This is a genomic window from Micromonospora sp. C95, assembly GCF_018070465.1.
In the GTDB taxonomy this organism is placed as follows: Bacteria; Actinomycetota; Actinomycetes; order Mycobacteriales; family Micromonosporaceae; genus Micromonospora.
In genome coordinates, this window is record NZ_JAGPXT010000016.1 from 1 (window position 1) to 16,919 (window position 16,919).

The window sequence follows — 16,919 nt, forward strand, 5'->3', positions numbered from 1 at the left end:
GGGGTGGGCTTGGGGGCGGGATGCGGTGGGGGCGAAGGCGGTTAGGAAGCGGTCGCGGAACTCGTTCATGGGCCAGACCGGGGCGTTCGGGTCCGGGGTCAGGCCGTCCTGCCAGCCCCAGTCGTTGATCCGCTCGAACACGGCCGGGTCCTTCGCCACGATGTGGATCGGCACGTCGTGGCTCGGGTTCTCGCCGGTGACGACGGGCGCGGGCTGGTGGTCACCGACGAAGACCAGCACCGTGTCGTCGTCGCCGTAGCGCTCCACGTAGGAGATGAGGGTACGCAGCGTGTAGCTGATCGAGTGCCGGTAGCCGGTGCGCGCCTGCGCCGTCGGGGTGCCGATGATGCCCCGCCGGAACACCTCGCCGTCGTCGATGGTGTCCCAGTCGACAAGCGACGGCACCTTCGTCCAGGGGGAGTGGCTGGAGACCAGGGCCAACTCGGCCATGACCGGACGATCCTGTTGCCCGCCCAGTTCCCGCTCGTGGAACTGGTGGATGGCGAACTGGTCCGGCATCGGAGCGAAGGCGAACTTGGGGCCCTGGTAGCCCAGGTCGGGGCCGCTGTAGAACTGCTCGTAGCCGTAGAAGGCACCCTCCGGCCAGGCCTGGTTGACCGCCGGCATCACCCCGACCGTACGCCAGGAGGCGCGCCGGAAGGCGTCACCGAGGGTGAACCGGTCGGTGGCGAGCAGGTTCCGATAGCGCTGGTTGTTGTCCACCCACAGGCCGGACAGCAGCGTGGCGTGCGCCAACCAGCTCGCACCGCCGATCGTCGGTGAGGTGAGGAAGCCGCTGCGGGTGGCGAACCCGGCCGTGGCCAGCCGCCCGGCGCTCTCGTCGAGCATCCGGGGAATGGACGCGAACTCGGCGTCGGTGACCGCGTCGCGACCGTAGCTCTCCACGAAGGCGATGATGACGTTCTTGCCGTGCAGCCCGGTGAGCAGCTGGTCGCCGGGCACGTCCCGGAACGGGTCGACGCCCACCTCGTTGGCGAATGCCTGGCGGTCGTACAGCCGGTCCCGGACCTCGGCGGCGTGCTCCTGCACGAGGATCGTGGCGTTGGTGTCGGCCATCGGCATGGCGGGCACGATCCGCGCCCCGAAGGCGGCCAGCACCGCCCAGACCAGCACCAGCGTGGCGACCGCCCGCGTGCTGCCGGTCCGGTGTCGGGCCAGCGTCCCGGACAACCGCACCGCCGACAGGGCGGTCAGCACCGGTACGGCCAGCAGGACCACCCCGACCCCGAGCGCGATGGCGATCGCGCCCGGTCGGCCGATCGACTCGGCCACGAAGGTGAACGCCTCGTCGAGCAGCGACCAGTCCAGCACCAGGTCGAACGGGCGACCCAGCGACGAGTAGAAACCGAGGTCGCCGACCTTCACCACGGCGACGAGCCCGAGCAGCCCACCGGCCAGCGCGGCCACCACCCGGCGGGGCCGACCGGGCAGCGCGAGCAGCAGCGCGGCCAGCAGCAGTCCCTCCAGCGGGATTCGCAGGAACGCGCCGGGTTCCAGCTGCCACGGCCGGTTGGGCAGGGTGAACGTGACAAGCACCAGCAGCGCGGCGAGCGCCGTGACCACCCGCGCGACGATCCGGCGGCGCATGGTGACCGGCACCGGCCGGGACGCGGCGCCAACCGCTGCGGTCCCGTGTGTGTGTTCGCGCGGGTCGGTGGCGCGGCTCGGGTTCTGCTCGGCGTCGGGGGTGGACGCCCGGTCGGCGATCGGCAACTGGGTCTCCGGGGTCAGCGCAGCGACAGGACGGGGGCGGTGGACAGGTCACGCTCGTCGACCCGCCGCATGCCGATCGGCACGGTCGGCATGGCCGGAACCACCACGGCCGGCACGGTCCGGACCTGCCGGTGCCGCCACAGCCAGCCGACGTCCCGGCCGAACGACTCGACCAGCAGCCCCAACGCGGCCACCAGCACGACCGTGGTCAGCACTCCGGGCAGCACCTGGGCGGTGGCGACCGTGAGCATGATCCCCTGGACCGCGGCGACCACCTTACGCCAGTACCGGTGCGGCAACTGCGCGTTCACCCAGGGCAGCAGCCAGCCGGCGATCAGGAACACGTACCGCATCAGGCCGATGGCGAGCACCCAGGCACCGACCGACGGCGCGACGTGCAGGCTCAGCACCAGCACCAGGAACGAGTCGACCTCCATGTCGAACCGGGCGCCGAGGGCGCTCGTCGTCCCGGTGCGCCGGGCCACCTTGCCGTCGACCGCGTCGAGCGCCAGCGCCACCGCCGTCATCGCCACCAGCAGTGCCACCGGCGTGGGGCGACCGTTGATCAGCGCGTCGGCGATCAGCGCGGTCACCGCACCGACCAGCAGCCCGCGGCCCATGGTCACCCAGTCGGCCGGTCCCAGTCGGTCCGAGCCCGCGTGACGGAGCCCACGCACAAGTGCCAGGTAGGTCACCGCCCCGTACGCCAGACCCGCCAGCCAGCCCGCGACACCGAGACCGACCGTCGCGGCGAGCCCCGCCAGCAGGACGATCTGGACGATCAGCCCGATTTGCGGACCGGTTCGAACTGTGGACACCGTGCCTCCGTGTTTATGATCGACGACCCCCCGACAGGGAACTACGGGAAATACGACGGATCGGTTCGGTCTGGACGCAGGTAAGGAGAAAAATCGGGTGACGCGTACCGCCCTCGCCTTCTGGCTCCGGGCTCCCGGTGCGGGTGAGATCCGTCCGGTGACGCTGCCGGAACCGAGCGCCGACGAGGTCCTGGTGCGCAGCCGGTACTCCGGGGTCAGCCGGGGCACCGAGACGTTGGTCTTCACCGGCCGGGTGCCGGCCAGCCAGTACGCCGCGATGCGCGCCCCGTTCCAGGAGGGTGACTTCCCGGCCCCGGTCAAGTATGGCTACCTCAGTGTCGGCGAGGTCGAGCAGGGTCCGGCGCACCTGCTCGGGCGTACGGTGTTCTGCCTGCACCCGCACCAGAGCGCGTACGTGGTGCCGGCGCAGGCGGTGACCGTCGTACCGGACAACGTCCCGGCGGCCCGTGCGGTGCTGGCCGGCACGGTGGAGACCGCCGTCAACGCGTTGTGGGACGCCCCGCCTCTGGTCGGCGACCGGGTGACCGTGGTCGGCGGTGGCATGGTCGGCTGCGCGGTGACCGCTCTGCTGGCCGGCTTCCCGGGCGTACGGGTGGAGCTGGTGGACACCGATCCGGCCCGCGCCGAGGTGGCCGCCGCGCTGGGTGTCGACTTCGCCTCCCCCGAGACCGCCAGCGACGGCCGTGACCTGGTGGTGCACGCCAGCGCCAGCGCCACCGGCCTGCAACGCGGCCTGGACCTGCTCGCGCCGGAAGGCACCCTGCTCGAACTGAGCTGGTACGGCGACCGGCCGGTGCAACTGTCCCTCGGCGGCGCGTTCCACTCCGGACGACTGACCATCCGCAGCAGCCAGGTCGGCATGGTGGCACCGGCGCGACGCGGCAGTCGCAGCTACGCCGACCGGATGGCGCTCGCCCTGGACCTGCTCACCGACCCGACGTTCGACACGCTGATCACCGGCCGGTCGCCGTTCGCGGAACTGCCCGACGTACTCGCCCGACTCAGCGGGGGCGACCTGCCCGCGCTGTGCCATCTCATCACCTACGACGGGGAGTGAACCGTGTTCAGCGTTACCGTCCGTGACCACATCATGATCGCCCACAGCTTCCGGGGCGAGGTCTTCGGCCCCGCCCAACGGCTGCACGGCGCGACGTTCGTGGTCGACGCCACCTTCCGCCGCCCCGACCTCGACGACGACGGCATCGTGGTCGACATCGGACTGGCCACCGACCAGCTCAAGGCGGTGCTCGGCGAGCTGAACTACCGCAACCTCGACGACGAACCCGCCTTCGCCGGACAGAACACCACCACCGAGGTGCTGGCCCGCACCATCGCCGACCGGCTCGCCGACCGGGTGGCCGGCGGTCGACTGGGCGGCGGCGCCCGGGGGCTGACCGGGATCACGGTCACCCTGCACGAGTCGCACGTGGCCTGGGCCAGCTACGAGCGGGCGCTGCCCGGCTCGACCGCCGTCGGCGAGGGCACCACCTGACGTGCCGATACTGCACGTGATCCTGCCGGGCGACATCGACGACCCGGCATCACCCAGCGGCGGCAACGGCTACGACCGACGGATCTGCGCCGGCCTCACCGCCGCCGGCTGGTCGGTCCGCGAGCACGCCGTGGCCGGTGACTGGCCGCGACCCTCCCCGCCGGCGCGGGCCGCGCTGGCCCGGGTGCTGGCCGGTACGCCGGACGGTGCGCTGGTGCTTGTCGACGGCCTGGTCGCCTCGGTGGTGCCGGACGTTCTCGCCGCCCACTGCGGGCGGTTGCGGCTGGTCGCGCTGGTGCACCTGCCCCGCGACGACGACACCGAGGCTCGCGCGCTGGCGACCGTCACCGCCGTGGTGGCCACCAGCGCCTGGACCCGCGACGCGCTGCTGCGGCGGTACGCGCTGCCCGCCGAACGGGTGCACGTGGCCCCGCCCGGGGTGGACCCGGCCCCACCCGCGACCCGGTCGGCGACCGGGGCGGCCCTGCTCTGCGTCGCCGTGGTCGCCCGGCACAAGGGGCACGACGTGCTGGTCGAGGCGCTGACCACGGTGGCCGACCGGCACTGGACGCTCACCTGCGTCGGACCGGTGCACCGGGAGCCGGAGTTCGTGCGCCGGCTGCGCGAGCGGATCACCGCCGGGCGGCTCGGCGACCGGATCCGACTGACCGGACCGTTGGCCGGTGACCGGTTGCACGCCGCGTACGCCGCCGCCGACCTGCTGGTGCACCCGTCGCGCGGCGAGACGTACGGGATGGTGGTCACCGAGGCGTTGGCGCGCGGCGTACCGGTGCTCGCCACCGCCGTCGGTGGACTGCCCGACGCCCTCGGGCGCACGGCGACGGGCGACCGGCCGGGTCTGCTGGTGCCGCCCGACGACCCGGCCGCCCTCGCCACGGCGTTGCGCCGCTGGTTCGACGACGCGGCCCTGCGCGAGCAACTGCGGCACGCCGCGCTCCGGCGTCGGGACACCCTCGCCGACTGGAGCAGCACGGTCGCCCGGATCAGCACGGCCCTGAAGGAGGCATCGGCATGAGCATCGACCTACCGCCCGATTTCGCGCAGTGGCTCGCGCTGCGGGAGCCCGCCGACGTGGCGGCCCGGTCCACCGAGCTGGTCGACACGCTGCGCGCGGCGCTGCCCGCCCACGCCGCACCCCTCGTGATACACGATCTCGGCGCCGGGACCGGCTCGCTGGGCCGCTGGCTGGCCCCGCTGCTGCCCGGCGCCCAGCACTGGATCCTGTACGACCAGGATCCGGACCTGCTGGCCCGGGCCTGCGCCGGCATGCCGGCCACCGCCGCCGACGGCGCGCCGGTGACCGTCGAGACACGCCAGGGCGACCTGACCCGGCTGACCGCCGCCGAACTCGCCGACGCCGCCCTGGTGACCGCCTCGGCCCTGCTCGACATGCTGACCGCCGAGGAACTCGACCACCTGGTCGCCGCCTGCGCCGAGGCTGGTTGTCCGGCGTTGTTCCTGATCTCCGTGACCGGCGCGGTGCGGCTGACCCCGGCCGACCCGCTGGACGACGAGGTCGCCGCCGCCTTCAACGCACACCAGCGTCGCACCGTCGGCGGCCGGCGGCTGCTCGGACCGGACGCGGTCGACGCCTGCGCCGCCGCCTTCGCCCGCCACGGCGTGGACGTGCAACTACGCCCCAGCCCCTGGCAGCTCGGGTCGGAGCGGGCCGCCCTGGCGGCGGAGTGGTTCACCGGGTGGCTCGACGCGGCCCGTGAGCAACGCCCCGACCTGACCGTCGACACCGACGAGTACGCACGACGTCGGCTGGCGGAGGCTGAAAGCGGTCGGCTCGGGGTACTGGTCGGTCACGTCGACCTGCTGGCGCTGCGCCGTTGAACCGGCAGCCGCCCAGCTGCGTGCGTACAGTCAGGGAAGATCGTCATGCCGGGGAGGCACGAGTGGGGGATGAAGCTGGCGGCGCCGCACCCACGGCGACCCCGGTGCGCCGGTCGTTCTGGGGCTGGGCCCGACTGGCACTGGGGCTGGCCGTCCTCGTCGGCCTGCTCTGCTGGTTCGGCACCGGGCCGTTCCTGGCCGGGCTGCGGCTGATCGACGCGCCCGCGCTGGCCGCCGCGCTCGCCATAGGCGTCCTCACCACTGTCTGCGCCGCCTGGCGGTGGAGTCTCGTCGCCGGCGGTCTCGGGGTACGCCTGCCACTGCGGGAGGCGGTCGCCCACTGCTACCGGGCGATCTTCCTCAACGCGACGCTGCCCGGCGGCATCCTCGGCGACGTGCACCGCGCGGTGCGGCACGGCCGTGACGTGGGCGACGTCGGGCGCGGCATCCGGGCGGTGGTGTGGGAGCGGATGGCTGGCCAGGTGGTGCTGGTCGCGGTCGCCGCGGTGCTGCTGTTCGCCCTACCGTCGCCGGTGCGCCCGTTCCTGCCGGTGGCGACCGCCGTGGCGGTGGCGGCGCTGGTCGCCGTGGTGCTGGCCGCCCGACTGCTACCACAGTCCGGCGCCTCCCGCTGGGCCCGCGCACTGGGTACCGCGGGCTCGGACGTACGTCTCGGGCTGCTCGGCCGGCGTACCTGGGCGGGGGTGCTGCTCGCCTCCGCGCTGGCGGTGGCCGGGCACCTCGCCACCTTCCTGGTGGCGGCACGCACGGCGGGTTCGACCGCCCCGCTGACCCTGTTGTTGCCGCTGACCCTGCTGGCCCTGCTCGCGATGGGGGTGCCGGCGAACGTCGCCGGGTTCGGCCCCCGCGAGGGGGTGGCCGCGTGGGCGTTCGCCGCCGCGGGCCTGACCGCCGCCGAGGGGGTGGCCACCGCCACGGTGTACGGCGCCCTGGTGCTCGTCGCGAGTCTGCCGGGAGCCGCGGTGCTGCTGGCCCGACGTGTCCGTGTACCCGCCACCGTCTGACGAGGAGACCCATGTCCGAATCACTGCCTGTTGCCACCATCCGGACGCAGGTCACCGTGCCGCTGCGGTTTCCCGACGGTTACACCACCACGGCCCGGCTGTTCACCTTCGACGGGCTGATCGACGGCCGGGAGCACCTCGCCTTCGCCCTCGGCGACACCGTCGCAGCCGAACGCGGCGGCGACGTGCCGTTGGTCCGCCCGCACAGCGAATGCCTCACCGGCGACGTGTTCGGCAGCCAGCGTTGCGACTGCGGGCCGCAGTTGCGCGAGGCGGTGCAGCGCATCGCCGACGTCGGCGGCTACCTGCTCTACCTGCGCCAGGAGGGCCGGGGCATCGGGCTGTACGCCAAGCTCGACGCGTACGCGTTGCAGGACGCGGGACTGGACACCTTCGAGGCGAACGTCGCGCTCGGTCACGCCGAGGACGAACGCGATTACACCGTGGCGGCGCAGATGCTCGCCGCACTCGGTGTCGGCCCGATCGCGGTGCTGAGCAACAACCCGGAGAAGACCGAGCAGTTGGGGCGACTCGGGATCACCGTGACCGAGCAGGTGCCCACCGGCGTGTTCCTGTCGCCGGCAAACGCGGACTACCTCGCGGCGAAGGCCAGCCGTGCGGCCCGCGCCGCCGACCTCCCCTTCGTCCGGTGACCGGCCCGTCCGGGGCGGCCCGGCCGTATGTGCTGCTCAGCTGCGCCACCTCGATCGACGGCTACATCGACGACGCCACCGACGAGCGGCTGCTGCTGTCAAACGAGGCGGACCTCGACCGGGTGGACGAGGTCCGGGCCGGCTGCGACGCGATCCTGGTCGGTGCCGGCACCGTCCGCCGTGACGATCCCCGGTTGCTGGTGCGCTGCGAACGACGCCGGGCCGAACGGGTCGCCCGGGGCCTGCCGGCATCGCCGACCCGGGTCACCATTACCGGCTGCGGTGACCTGGAACCCGAGGCCCGGCTGTTCACCGTGGGTGACACCGACCGGATCGTCTACAGCGCCAGTGGCGCGGTCGAGAAGACCCGACACCGGCTGGGTGAGCTGGCCACCGTGGTCGACGCCGGTGATCCGGTCGACCTGCCGCGGATGCTGACCGACCTGGCCGAGCGGGGTGTCGGCCGCCTGTTGGTGGAGGGCGGTGCGGGCGTGCACGGCCAGTTCCTCGCGGCGGGGCTCGCCGACGAGCTGCACCTGGTGGTGGCCCCGTTCTTCGTCGGTGACCGGCGGGCACCGCGGTTCGTCGGCGAGGGCAGCTTTCCGTGGCACCCGGGTCGGCGGGCACAGGTGGTCGAGGCGCGTCAGATCGGTGACGTGGTGCTCACCCGCTACGCCCTGTCCGAGCGCTGCGAACCGACGCAGGCCGACTGACGCACCATCTCGCGCTGTCTCTGCGGCGGCGGGGCCGCGACATGCCGCATCTCGCGCTGTCCGGGAGGCGGGAAGGCGCGACATGCCGCATCTCGGGGTGAGGCCCTGTGTCGAAGTCCCTGGCCGGACCGCCGGCTGGACTCCGCCTCGGCTCGACCGAGGACTTCGACCAGGGTCTAATCCGGGGTACGGTCGAGGAACATCAGCCGGGCGTGCTTGTCGGGCAGTTCGATCAGCGGGCCGTCGACGAAGCCGGCCCGGCGTAGCCGGGTGATCGCCTTGTCGTTGCGGGCGTCCGGTTCCATCACCAGCCGTAGCCGGTTGGGGTCGGTGAACACGAAGGCGACGAACTCGGCCAGCAGCGTGCCGGTGAAGCCCGGTTCGGGGCGTACCGGGGTGCCGATCAGCAGGTGCCCACCGTGGTCGCCGGGGCGTACCGGGTAGCACGTGCCGACCGGGTCGTGCTCCGGTTCGTAGGTCTGGAACAGCGCCACGGGGTGCCCGTCGCGCAGGGTGAGGTACGCGTGGTGGGTGGACAGCGAGTCCACGTACCGGTAGATCTCGGCGACCCGCTCCCGGTCGGCGTCGCGCATCCCCCAGAACCGGGCCCGGTCCTGACTGACCCAGGAGTGGATCACGTCGGCGTCGGCGTCCGGCTCGACCGGCCGGAAGGCCACCACACCGAACCGGGGCACGTGACGTTCGTGATGGTGACGGTCAGTCATCGTGCTCCTCGGTCAGCCGGTCCCAGTCGCAGCTGGTCCGGATCAGATCGCCGCGCAACCACAGCGGTAGCTGGTCGTCGCGGTGCGGCCCGGCGCCGGTGGCGCCGAACGGCACCACCCAGCGGCTGTCGTCCCGTCGGGCCAGGTCCCACACGTAGCGGGCCGCCGGCCCGCGCAGGCACAGGTCGGTGACCCCGGGGACGCTGGAGGTGGCCAGTACGCAGTCGTGGTCACCGGACAGTTGCGGCCCCGGCGACGCGGCCGGGTCGGGCAGCGCCCGCCACGGCAGGAGCCGGTGCCGTTCGCCCCAGCGACGGGTGTCGTCCGCGGCGGCCACCTCCGCCAGGGCCTCGCGCAGCAGGTCGGCCCGATCCAGGCCGGGCAGGTCGGCGTGCAGCAGCGGGGTCACCGCGTACCCGACCCGGGCCGGCAGGCCCAGCCACGGCCGGAACACCTCCGGGTAGGCGGGTGGTTCGGCAAGCGTCGCCAGCGCGGGGTGGGCGGCGAGCCGGCGGGTCACGGCGGCCCGCAGGTCGGCGAAGGCGGCGGCGTCCACGCTGTCGGCGGCCATCCGGCGGTCCCAGCCCAGCAGACGGTCGCGCAGTTCGGCGGCGGCCGGATCGAGCCCGTCCAGCGGGGCGAGCAGCTCCAGCAGCGGGCCGGCGGCGGCCAGATGGGTGTCGGTGTGCACGGTCGCCAACTGCTCGGCACGCCAGTCGTCGGTGGCGTCCAGCAGCTGGCGGATCCGGTCGGCCCGGTACGGCGGCGCGAACTCCACGCCGAGCCCGGCGGCGAGGCCACGCTCGTTGGCCATCACCGCCACCTGATCGACCGGGCTGCTCGGCAGGTCGTGCCAGCCCTGCCAGGCATGGCTCGCCGCCCAGCCGGGGACCACCCGCTGCCCGTTGTCCGGGTGGCGTCGCGGCACCCGGCCGGCCACCCGGTGCAGCAGTCCGCCGGCGGTGTCGGCGGCGAGGACCACGTTCACCGGTTCGACCCAGTCGTCAAGTGCCGCGTCGACGTCGTCGACGGTGCGCGCCCGCAGCAGCGCCGGCAGGACGCCGAAGCCCAGCTCACCGAGGACGCGGGGCGGGTACCGCAGGCTGACCGTGACGGCCGGGTCGTCGTCCGGTCCACCGGAGACCAGTGGCCCGCGTTCGGTCTCGATCACCTCGACCTCGACCGGTGCGGCGCCGGCCACCTCGATCGTCTCGACGTGCCGGTGCGCCGGCCGCCACCCGTCCGGCCCGTACGCCTCGACCCGGTCACCCCGGCGGCGCAGCCGTTCGGCGTACCCGTCCTGGTAGTCGGCCATCGCGTTGGTGATCGCCCAGGCAACCTGGCCGGCATGGCCGAAGTGCGGGATGCCCGGGATACCGGGTACGGCGAAGCCGAGCACGTCGTACTCCGGGCAGGCCAGCCGGATCTGCTGGTAGATGCCGGGTGCCTCGATGAACCGGTGCGGATCACCGGCGATCAGGGCGGCGCCGGTGGCGGTGCGGTCGGCGGCGAGCAGCCAGCCGTTGCTGCCCGAGGTGGCCTGGTTGTCCACGGCGAACAGGCCGGCGGCCGGCGGGCCGAGCCGGCGAGCCACGTGGTCGCGCCAGAGTTTGGTGCCGAAACCCGCGAAGAGGACGTGATGTCCGAGCCAGAGCGCGAGCGGCGTCCACGGCTGCCAGCGCCCCGGTCGCAGGCCGGTGGCGGCGAACTCCGGAGCCCGCGCCGCACCGGCGGACAGCCCGGCGTTGACCCCGTCCACGTAACGACCCACCCACTCGGCGGTGGCCGGGTCGAGGGCGGCGTGGCAGCGTCGCGCGGTGTCGTCTAGCCGGGCCCGGCGGGCGAAGCTGTCCCAGGCCACCGCCTCGGCGCCGAGGAAGGAGGCGGAGGTGCCCTGGGACCGGTGCCGTTCCACCTCGATCTGCCAGGCCCGGTCCAGGGCGGTGACCCGACCCTGGGCGTAGGCCAGCGACAGGTGGTCGTCGGCGCGCAGATGCGGGATGCCGTAGCCGTCGCGGTAGCGGCGGGCGGTCACCGTGTCACCGTACCGGCTCGGGCGCGGGCCGCCGGCACCACCAGCGGCGTGCCGGTCTCCGGATCGTCGATGACCCGGCAGGGCAGGCCGAAGACCTCCTCGACCAGTTCCGCGGTGACGATCCGGCGGGGTTCGCCGGCGGCCACCACCCGACCGCCGCGCATCGCGATCAGGTGGGTGGCGTAGCGGGCGGCGTGGTTGAGGTCGTGCAGCACCGCGACAAGCGTGCGACCCTGCTCCTCGTGCAGCCGGGCGCACAGGTCCAGCACCTCGATCTGGTGGGCGATGTCGAGGTACGTGGTCGGCTCGTCCAGCAGCAGCAGGGGTGTCTGCTGGGCCAACGCCATGGCCAGCCAGACGCGCTGCCGCTGACCGCCGGAGAGTTCGTCGACCAGCCGGTCGCCGAGGTCGTCGACGCCGGTGGCGGCCATCGACTCGGCGACGATCCGTTCGTCGTCGCGGGACCACTGCCGTAGCAGCCCCTGGTGCGGGTAGCGCCCCCGGGCCACCAGCTCGGCCACGTCGATGCCGTCCGGAGCGATCGGCGACTGGGGCAGCAGCCCGAGCGTACGGGCCACGGCGCGGGCGGGTAACCGGTGGATGTCCGTCCCGTCCAGCAGCACCGCCCCGGCGGCCGGCCTCAGCAGCCGGGACAGCGCCCGCAGCAGGGTGGACTTGCCGCACGCGTTCGGGCCGATGATGACCGTGAAGGAGCGGTCGGGCACAGCGACGGTGAGATCCTCGGCGACGACGCGCCGGTCGTAGGCGAGCCGTAGCCCGTCGCCACCGAGCCGGGAGGTCGACATGCTTGTTGCTCCGTTCTCGGGTGTCGTGGTGGGGACCGGCACGGTGGTCGGCCGCGGTTCACCGGACTGACCGGGCGTCACAGCCGGCCGGCCCGACGCTCGGTGGCCAGCAGCCACACCAGGTAGCCGCCGCCGATCACGCCGGTCACCACGCCGACCGGCAGCTGGCCGGGGAGGGCACGCAGCGCGACCTGGTCGGCGACGACGGTGATCAGCGCGCCGACGACCGCCGCCGGCAGGAGGGTGACCCCGGGCGACCGGGTGAGTCGTCGGGCCAGGTGCGGGGCGGTGAGCGCGACGAACGGCACCGGTCCGGCGGCGGCCGCGGACAGCGCCACCAGCAGCACGGCCCCGGCGAGCAGCAGCAGCCGCAGCCGGTGCACGCTCACCCCCAGCCCGCTGGCGGCGTCGTCGCCCAACTCGGTCATCCGCAGCGCCGGCGCGCAGGCCAGCAGCGCCGGCACCAGGACCGCGAGGGCAGCCAGCAGCGGCGCGGCGTCGGACCAGCCGCGACCGTCGAGGCTGCCGGTGAGCCAGAGCATCGCCCGGGAGGCGCTCATCAGCGGTACCCGGGTCATCAGGTATCCGTTGACGCCGGTGAGGATGGCCGACATGCCGATGCCGACCAGGACCAGCCGGTAGCCGTGCACGCCGCGCCGCCAGGCGATCAGGTAGATGAGCAGGCCGGTGACCACGCCGCCGAGGGCCGCGGAGCCGGCGAGGGCGGCGCTGCTGCCGCCGACGGCGACCACGACGAGCGCCCCGGTGGCCGCGCCCTGGGTGAAACCGAGCACGTCCGGGCTGCCCAGCGGGTTGCGGACCAGCGCCTGGAACACCGCTCCGGCCAGGCCGAGCGCGGTGCCCACGGCCAGGCCGGTGACCAGCCGGGGCAGCCGCAGCTGGGTGACGATGAACTCCTCGGCGGGGCTGCCGCCACCGGTAAGCGTGCGCAGCACGTCGGTCGGTGACATCGGGTACTCGCCGTGCCCGATGGCCAGTACGCCGACGCCGACGGTGAGTAGCAGGCAGACCGTGCCGACGGCGAGGACGCGGGGACGCAGCCGGACGGAGAGCCGGGCGGGCGTACGGATCACGATCATGAGCGGATCGTCCTCGTCCGGAGCACCAGCGCCAGGAACAGCGGGCCGCCGACCACCGCGGTGATCAGCCCGACCTGGAGTTCACCGGGGCGGCCGAGGACTCGCCCGAGCACGTCGGAACCGAGCAGCAGCACCGGGGCGAGCAGTGCGCAGTAGGGCAGCAGCCAGCGCAGGTCGGGCCCGGTGAGGGCACGGACCAGGTGCGGCACGAGCAGACCGACGAAGACGATCGGTCCGCAGGCGGCGGTGGCGGCCCCGCAGAGCAGGGTGATGGCGATGATCACACCGGCTCGGGCCACGGCCGGCCGGGCACCCAGGGCCTGCGCGGCGTCGTCACCGAGGGCTAGGGCGTTGAGCGGACGGGCGGCGGCCAGCGCGACCAGCAGCCCGACCGCGATGAACGGCAGCACCCGCAGCACCGTGCCGGTGTCGGCGCTGGCCAGTGAGCCGACGGTCCAGAAGCGCAGCCGTTCCAGGCCGGCGGCGTCGAGCAGCATCACCGCGCTGACGTACGAGTACAGGGCCGCGTTGAGCGCCGCGCCGGCCAACGCCAGACGGGCCGGAGTGGCCGCGCGACCGCCACCGACGGCGTACACCCCGACGGTGACCACGGCGGCACCGAGCAGCGCGAACCACACCTGGCCGGTGCCACCGCGGAGGCCGAACAGGGCGGTGGCGGTGGCGATGGCGGCGGCGGCTCCGGCATTGATGCCGAGCAGGCCGGGATCCGCGAGCGGGTTGCGGGTGAGGGCCTGCATCGCCGCGCCGGCCACGCCGAGCGCGGCGCCGGCCAGCAGGCCGAGCAGCGTCCGGGGCAGCCGCAGTTGCCGTACGACGGTGTACTCGGCGGCGTCCCGGTCGGTCAGGGCGTGCCAGACGTCGGACGGGGGGATCGGCTTGGCGCCGACGGCGATGCTGAGCACCGCGACCGCGAGCAGGGCCAACGCGGCGACGAGGAGACCACCGGCACGCAGGGCGGTACGGCGGTGCCGGGGCGCGGTGGTCGACCGGGTCGGTTGCTCGCGGGGTGGCGACTCGATGACGGACAGGGTGAACTCCAGTGCGGTGCGAAACGCCGTCGGGACTTGACAGGAGCCGAGTGTAGGCAGGAAGTTAGGTTAGGTTAGCCTAACCCCCGGCCGTCCATGGTCCGAGACCCTGATCGAAAGACGACACGCATGTCTGAGCACCACTCCGCCCGTCGCCTCTCCCGCCGGGGGCTGCTCGCCGTCGGCGGTGCCGCCATGGCCGCCGCACTCGTCGGCTGCGGCCGTGACGACGGCGCCGGAAACAGCACCGACGACGCCTCCGGCCCCTGGTCCTTCATCGACGACCGCCCCGAGACGGTCACCGCCGACGCTCGGCCCCAACGGGTGGTCGCCTTCACCGGCTCCGCTGCGGCGCTAGTCGACTTCGGACTCGGCCGCGAGATTGTCGGGGTCTTCGGCGAGACGAAGAAGGCCGACGGCAGCATCGAGCCGCAGGCCGGCGACCTGGACGTGGAGAGCGTCGAGATCCTCGGCAACGTCTGGGGCGAGTTCAGCGTCGAGAAGTACGCCGCCCTGCGCCCGGAGCTGCTGGTCACCCACATGTACGACCCGGGCGCCTACTGGTACGTCCCGGACGAGAGCAAGGACAAGATCCTGCCGCTGGCGCCGGTGGTGACCATCACCACCGCCCGGGTGCCGATGACCAAGCCGATCGAGCGGTACGCCCAGCTCGCCGAGTCCCTCGGCGCCGACCTGTCGGCGTCGAAGGTCACCGACGCCAAGGCGCGGTTCGAGGCCGCCGCCGAGGCGGTACGCCAGGCCGTCGCGGCCAATCCGGGCATCAAGGTGATGGCCGCCTCGGGCAGCCCCGACCTGTTCTACGTCTCCAACCCCAAGGTCAGCACCGACCTGATGTACTTCGCCGAACTCGGCGTCGACATCGTGGTGCCGACCAAGCTGGAGTCCGGTGACTACTTCGAGGCGCTCAGCTGGGAGAACGCCGGAAAGTTCCCCGCCGACCTGATCCTGCTCGACAACCGCGGCACCGCCCTGCAACCCACCGACCTGGCCGCCAAGCCCACCTGGAAGCAACTGCCCGCCGTGCAGGCCGGGCAGGTCACCCCGTGGGACGCGGTGCCACGCTTCTCGTACGCCGGCGCGGCGCCGCTGCTGGAGAACCTCGCCAAGGCGATCCAGGGCGCCAAGAAGCTGACCTGACACCGGCGGGCGGGCCGGCCGATCCAGCATCGGACCGGCCGGCCCACCGCCGCCCTCCCAGACCCGATCCGCCCGCCGCCCACCTGCCGTGCGGCGGGTTCCGGCTGCCCGAAAACCGAACCGCCCGAGCGTGGAGGACACGTCCATGACCCTGCCGGTGCACACCGCCGAGGCAACGCCGACCCCCCTGCGGCCCGGCCCCACACCCGCCCGGGCCCACCTGCTCAGCGACGACACGGTCGAGCGGTACCGCCGGGCGGTGGCCGCCGGCACCGACCGGGTGGCCCGCCGGATCGCCGAGGTCACCGGACCCTTCACCGGCGTACGCCCGGACGAACTCGCCCCCCAGGTGGAGGCGATCGACCTGGACCGGCCGCTGGGCGACACCACCGCCGCCCTCGACGAACTGGAGGACGTCTACCTGCGCGACGCGGTCTGGTTCCACCACCCCCGCTACCTGGCGCACCTCAACTGCCCGGTGGTGATTCCGGCCCTGCTCGGCGAGGCGGTCCTCAGCGCGGTCAACTCCTCGATGGACACCTGGGACCAGAGCGCCGGCGGCACCCTGATCGAGCGCCGGCTCGTCGAGTGGACCGCTGACCGGATCGGTCTCGGCCCGGCCGCCGACGGGGTGTTCACCAGCGGCGGCACCCAGTCGAACCTGCACGCCCTGCTGCTGGCCCGGGAGGAGGCGCTGGCCGCCGCGACCCCCGCCGACCGGCGGATCCTGCTGCCTCAGCTGCGGATCATCGCCTCGGCGGCCGGTCACTTCAGCGTGCAGAAGGCGGCCAAGCTGCTCGGCCTGGCACCGGATGCGGTCGTGGTGGTGGAGACCGGCCCCGACCGGCGGATGCGTCCGGGCGCGGTCCGCCACGAGATCGCCCGCTGCCGGCGCGCCGGACTGACCGTCATGGCGGTGGTGGCCACCGCCGGCACCACCGACTTCGGCACCATCGACCCGCTCGACGACATCGCCGAGGTGTGCGCCACGGCCGGTGTGTGGCTGCACGTCGACGCCGCGTACGGTTGCGGGCTGCTGGTCTCGCCCACCCGCCGGCACCTGCTCGACGGCATCGAACGCGCCGACTCGGTCACGGTCGACTACCACAAGTCCTTCTTCCAGCCGGTCAGCTCCAGCGCGCTGGTGGTCCGCGACCGGCGGACCCTGCGGCACGCCACCTGGCACGCCGACTACCTCAACCCGGCCCGGACGGTCGCCCAGCGCATCCCCAACCAGGTCGACAAGAGCCTGCAGACCACCCGCCGGTTCGACGCGCTCAAGCTCTGGTTGACCCTGCGGGTGATGGGGCCCGACGCGGTCGGTGAACTCTTCGACGAGGTCTGCGACCGGGCCGCGCAGGCGTGGGAGTTGGTCGCCGCCGACCCGCGCTTCGAGGTGCTGACCCGGTCGCAGCTGAGCACCGTGGTGTTCCGCTGGCGACCCACCGGACCCGGCCGGGACCTGGCCGACGCGGCCAACCTGCGGGCCCGCGAGGCGTTGGCCGCCTCCGGTCTCGCCGTGGTCGCCGGCACCAAGGTCGACGGCCGTCAGTACCTCAAGTTCACCGTGCTGAACCCGGCCACCACCACCGAGGACGTCGCCTACGTGCTGGACCTGATCGCGGAGCATGCCGGCCGTTACGTGCACGAACACGCCGCTGCGGCCACCGCCGACCTGACCTGCCCGGTCGGCTGACCATGCCGGCTGCCAACCCGAGCCTGGAGGGCCG

Annotated in this window: 14 protein-coding genes and 1 pseudogene; 9 read left to right on the forward strand and 6 right to left on the reverse strand. The window is 73.5% G+C overall.

What is annotated here, in order from left to right; all coding sequences use genetic code 11:
* Positions 1 to 2,552: pseudogene (locus tag KBX00_RS29870) on the reverse strand (CDP-alcohol phosphatidyltransferase family protein); the annotation flags it as partial.
* A 97-nt stretch (positions 2,553 to 2,649) separates the two neighbouring features.
* Here KBX00_RS29870 and KBX00_RS18500 point away from each other — a divergent pair.
* The 7 genes from KBX00_RS18500 to KBX00_RS18530 all read left to right on the forward strand — a co-directional run bounded on the left by KBX00_RS18500 (position 2,650) and on the right by KBX00_RS18530 (position 8,316).
* Positions 2,650 to 3,630, forward strand: coding sequence for a zinc-binding alcohol dehydrogenase (locus KBX00_RS18500; protein ID WP_210828681.1), 981 nt, complete (start codon positions 2,650 to 2,652; stop codon positions 3,628 to 3,630).
* Positions 3,631 to 3,633: 3 nt separating this feature from the next.
* On the forward strand, positions 3,634 to 4,065 hold the full coding sequence (locus tag KBX00_RS18505) for a 6-carboxytetrahydropterin synthase (RefSeq protein WP_210828683.1): 432 nt from the start codon (positions 3,634 to 3,636) through the stop codon (positions 4,063 to 4,065).
* Positions 4,066 to 4,075: 10 nt separating this feature from the next.
* On the forward strand, positions 4,076 to 5,101 hold the full coding sequence (locus KBX00_RS18510; RefSeq protein WP_301548201.1) for a glycosyltransferase family 4 protein: 1,026 nt from the start codon (positions 4,076 to 4,078) through the stop codon (positions 5,099 to 5,101).
* Positions 5,098 to 5,925 carry a class I SAM-dependent methyltransferase gene (locus tag KBX00_RS18515; RefSeq protein WP_210828685.1) on the forward strand — a complete coding sequence of 276 codons (828 nt, stop codon included), beginning with the start codon at positions 5,098 to 5,100 and terminating at the stop codon, positions 5,923 to 5,925. The genes KBX00_RS18510 and KBX00_RS18515 overlap by 4 nt, the downstream gene beginning before the upstream one ends.
* Before the next feature lie 104 nt (positions 5,926 to 6,029).
* Complete coding sequence (locus KBX00_RS18520) at positions 6,030 to 6,950, forward strand: lysylphosphatidylglycerol synthase domain-containing protein (protein ID WP_210828859.1); 921 nt, start codon at positions 6,030 to 6,032, stop codon at positions 6,948 to 6,950.
* Positions 6,951 to 6,961: 11 nt separating this feature from the next.
* The gene (gene ribA, locus KBX00_RS18525) at positions 6,962 to 7,603 is read left to right on the forward strand and encodes a GTP cyclohydrolase II (protein ID WP_210828687.1); all 642 of its coding nucleotides are present in this window, start codon (positions 6,962 to 6,964) and stop codon (positions 7,601 to 7,603) included.
* Positions 7,600 to 8,316 carry a dihydrofolate reductase family protein gene (locus tag KBX00_RS18530; protein WP_210828689.1) on the forward strand — a complete coding sequence of 239 codons (717 nt, stop codon included), beginning with the start codon at positions 7,600 to 7,602 and terminating at the stop codon, positions 8,314 to 8,316. The genes ribA and KBX00_RS18530 overlap by 4 nt, the downstream gene beginning before the upstream one ends.
* Before the next feature lie 176 nt (positions 8,317 to 8,492).
* Here the strand turns inward: KBX00_RS18530 and KBX00_RS18535 are convergent, their stop codons facing one another.
* The 5 genes from KBX00_RS18535 to KBX00_RS18555 form a co-directional block, all read right to left on the reverse strand.
* Positions 8,493 to 9,041 (reverse strand): GNAT family N-acetyltransferase, encoded by a 549-nt coding sequence (locus KBX00_RS18535; RefSeq protein ID WP_210828692.1) that lies wholly within the window; start codon positions 9,039 to 9,041, stop codon positions 8,493 to 8,495.
* Positions 9,034 to 11,076, reverse strand: coding sequence for a penicillin acylase family protein (locus KBX00_RS18540; protein ID WP_210828693.1), 2,043 nt, complete (start codon positions 11,074 to 11,076; stop codon positions 9,034 to 9,036). The genes KBX00_RS18535 and KBX00_RS18540 overlap by 8 nt, the downstream gene beginning before the upstream one ends.
* The gene (locus KBX00_RS18545) at positions 11,073 to 11,882 is read right to left on the reverse strand and encodes an ABC transporter ATP-binding protein (protein WP_210828695.1); all 810 of its coding nucleotides are present in this window, start codon (positions 11,880 to 11,882) and stop codon (positions 11,073 to 11,075) included. Before KBX00_RS18545 ends, KBX00_RS18540 begins: the two co-directional genes overlap by 4 nt.
* A gap of 77 nt (positions 11,883 to 11,959) precedes the next feature.
* The gene (locus KBX00_RS18550) at positions 11,960 to 12,982 is read right to left on the reverse strand and encodes an iron chelate uptake ABC transporter family permease subunit (protein WP_210828696.1); all 1,023 of its coding nucleotides are present in this window, start codon (positions 12,980 to 12,982) and stop codon (positions 11,960 to 11,962) included.
* Positions 12,979 to 13,926 (reverse strand): FecCD family ABC transporter permease, encoded by a 948-nt coding sequence (locus KBX00_RS18555; protein ID WP_374225324.1) that lies wholly within the window; start codon positions 13,924 to 13,926, stop codon positions 12,979 to 12,981. The genes KBX00_RS18550 and KBX00_RS18555 overlap by 4 nt, the downstream gene beginning before the upstream one ends.
* 234 nt (positions 13,927 to 14,160) lie before the next feature.
* Here KBX00_RS18555 and KBX00_RS18560 point away from each other — a divergent pair, with 234 nt between their 5' ends.
* Positions 14,161 to 15,189 (forward strand): ABC transporter substrate-binding protein, encoded by a 1,029-nt coding sequence (locus tag KBX00_RS18560; protein WP_210828697.1) that lies wholly within the window; start codon positions 14,161 to 14,163, stop codon positions 15,187 to 15,189.
* 145 nt (positions 15,190 to 15,334) lie between these two features.
* A complete protein-coding gene (locus KBX00_RS18565) occupies positions 15,335 to 16,885 on the forward strand; it encodes an aspartate aminotransferase family protein (RefSeq protein ID WP_210828698.1) in 1,551 nt (516 codons plus the stop codon).
* The last annotated feature ends 34 nt before the right edge of the window (positions 16,886 to 16,919 follow it).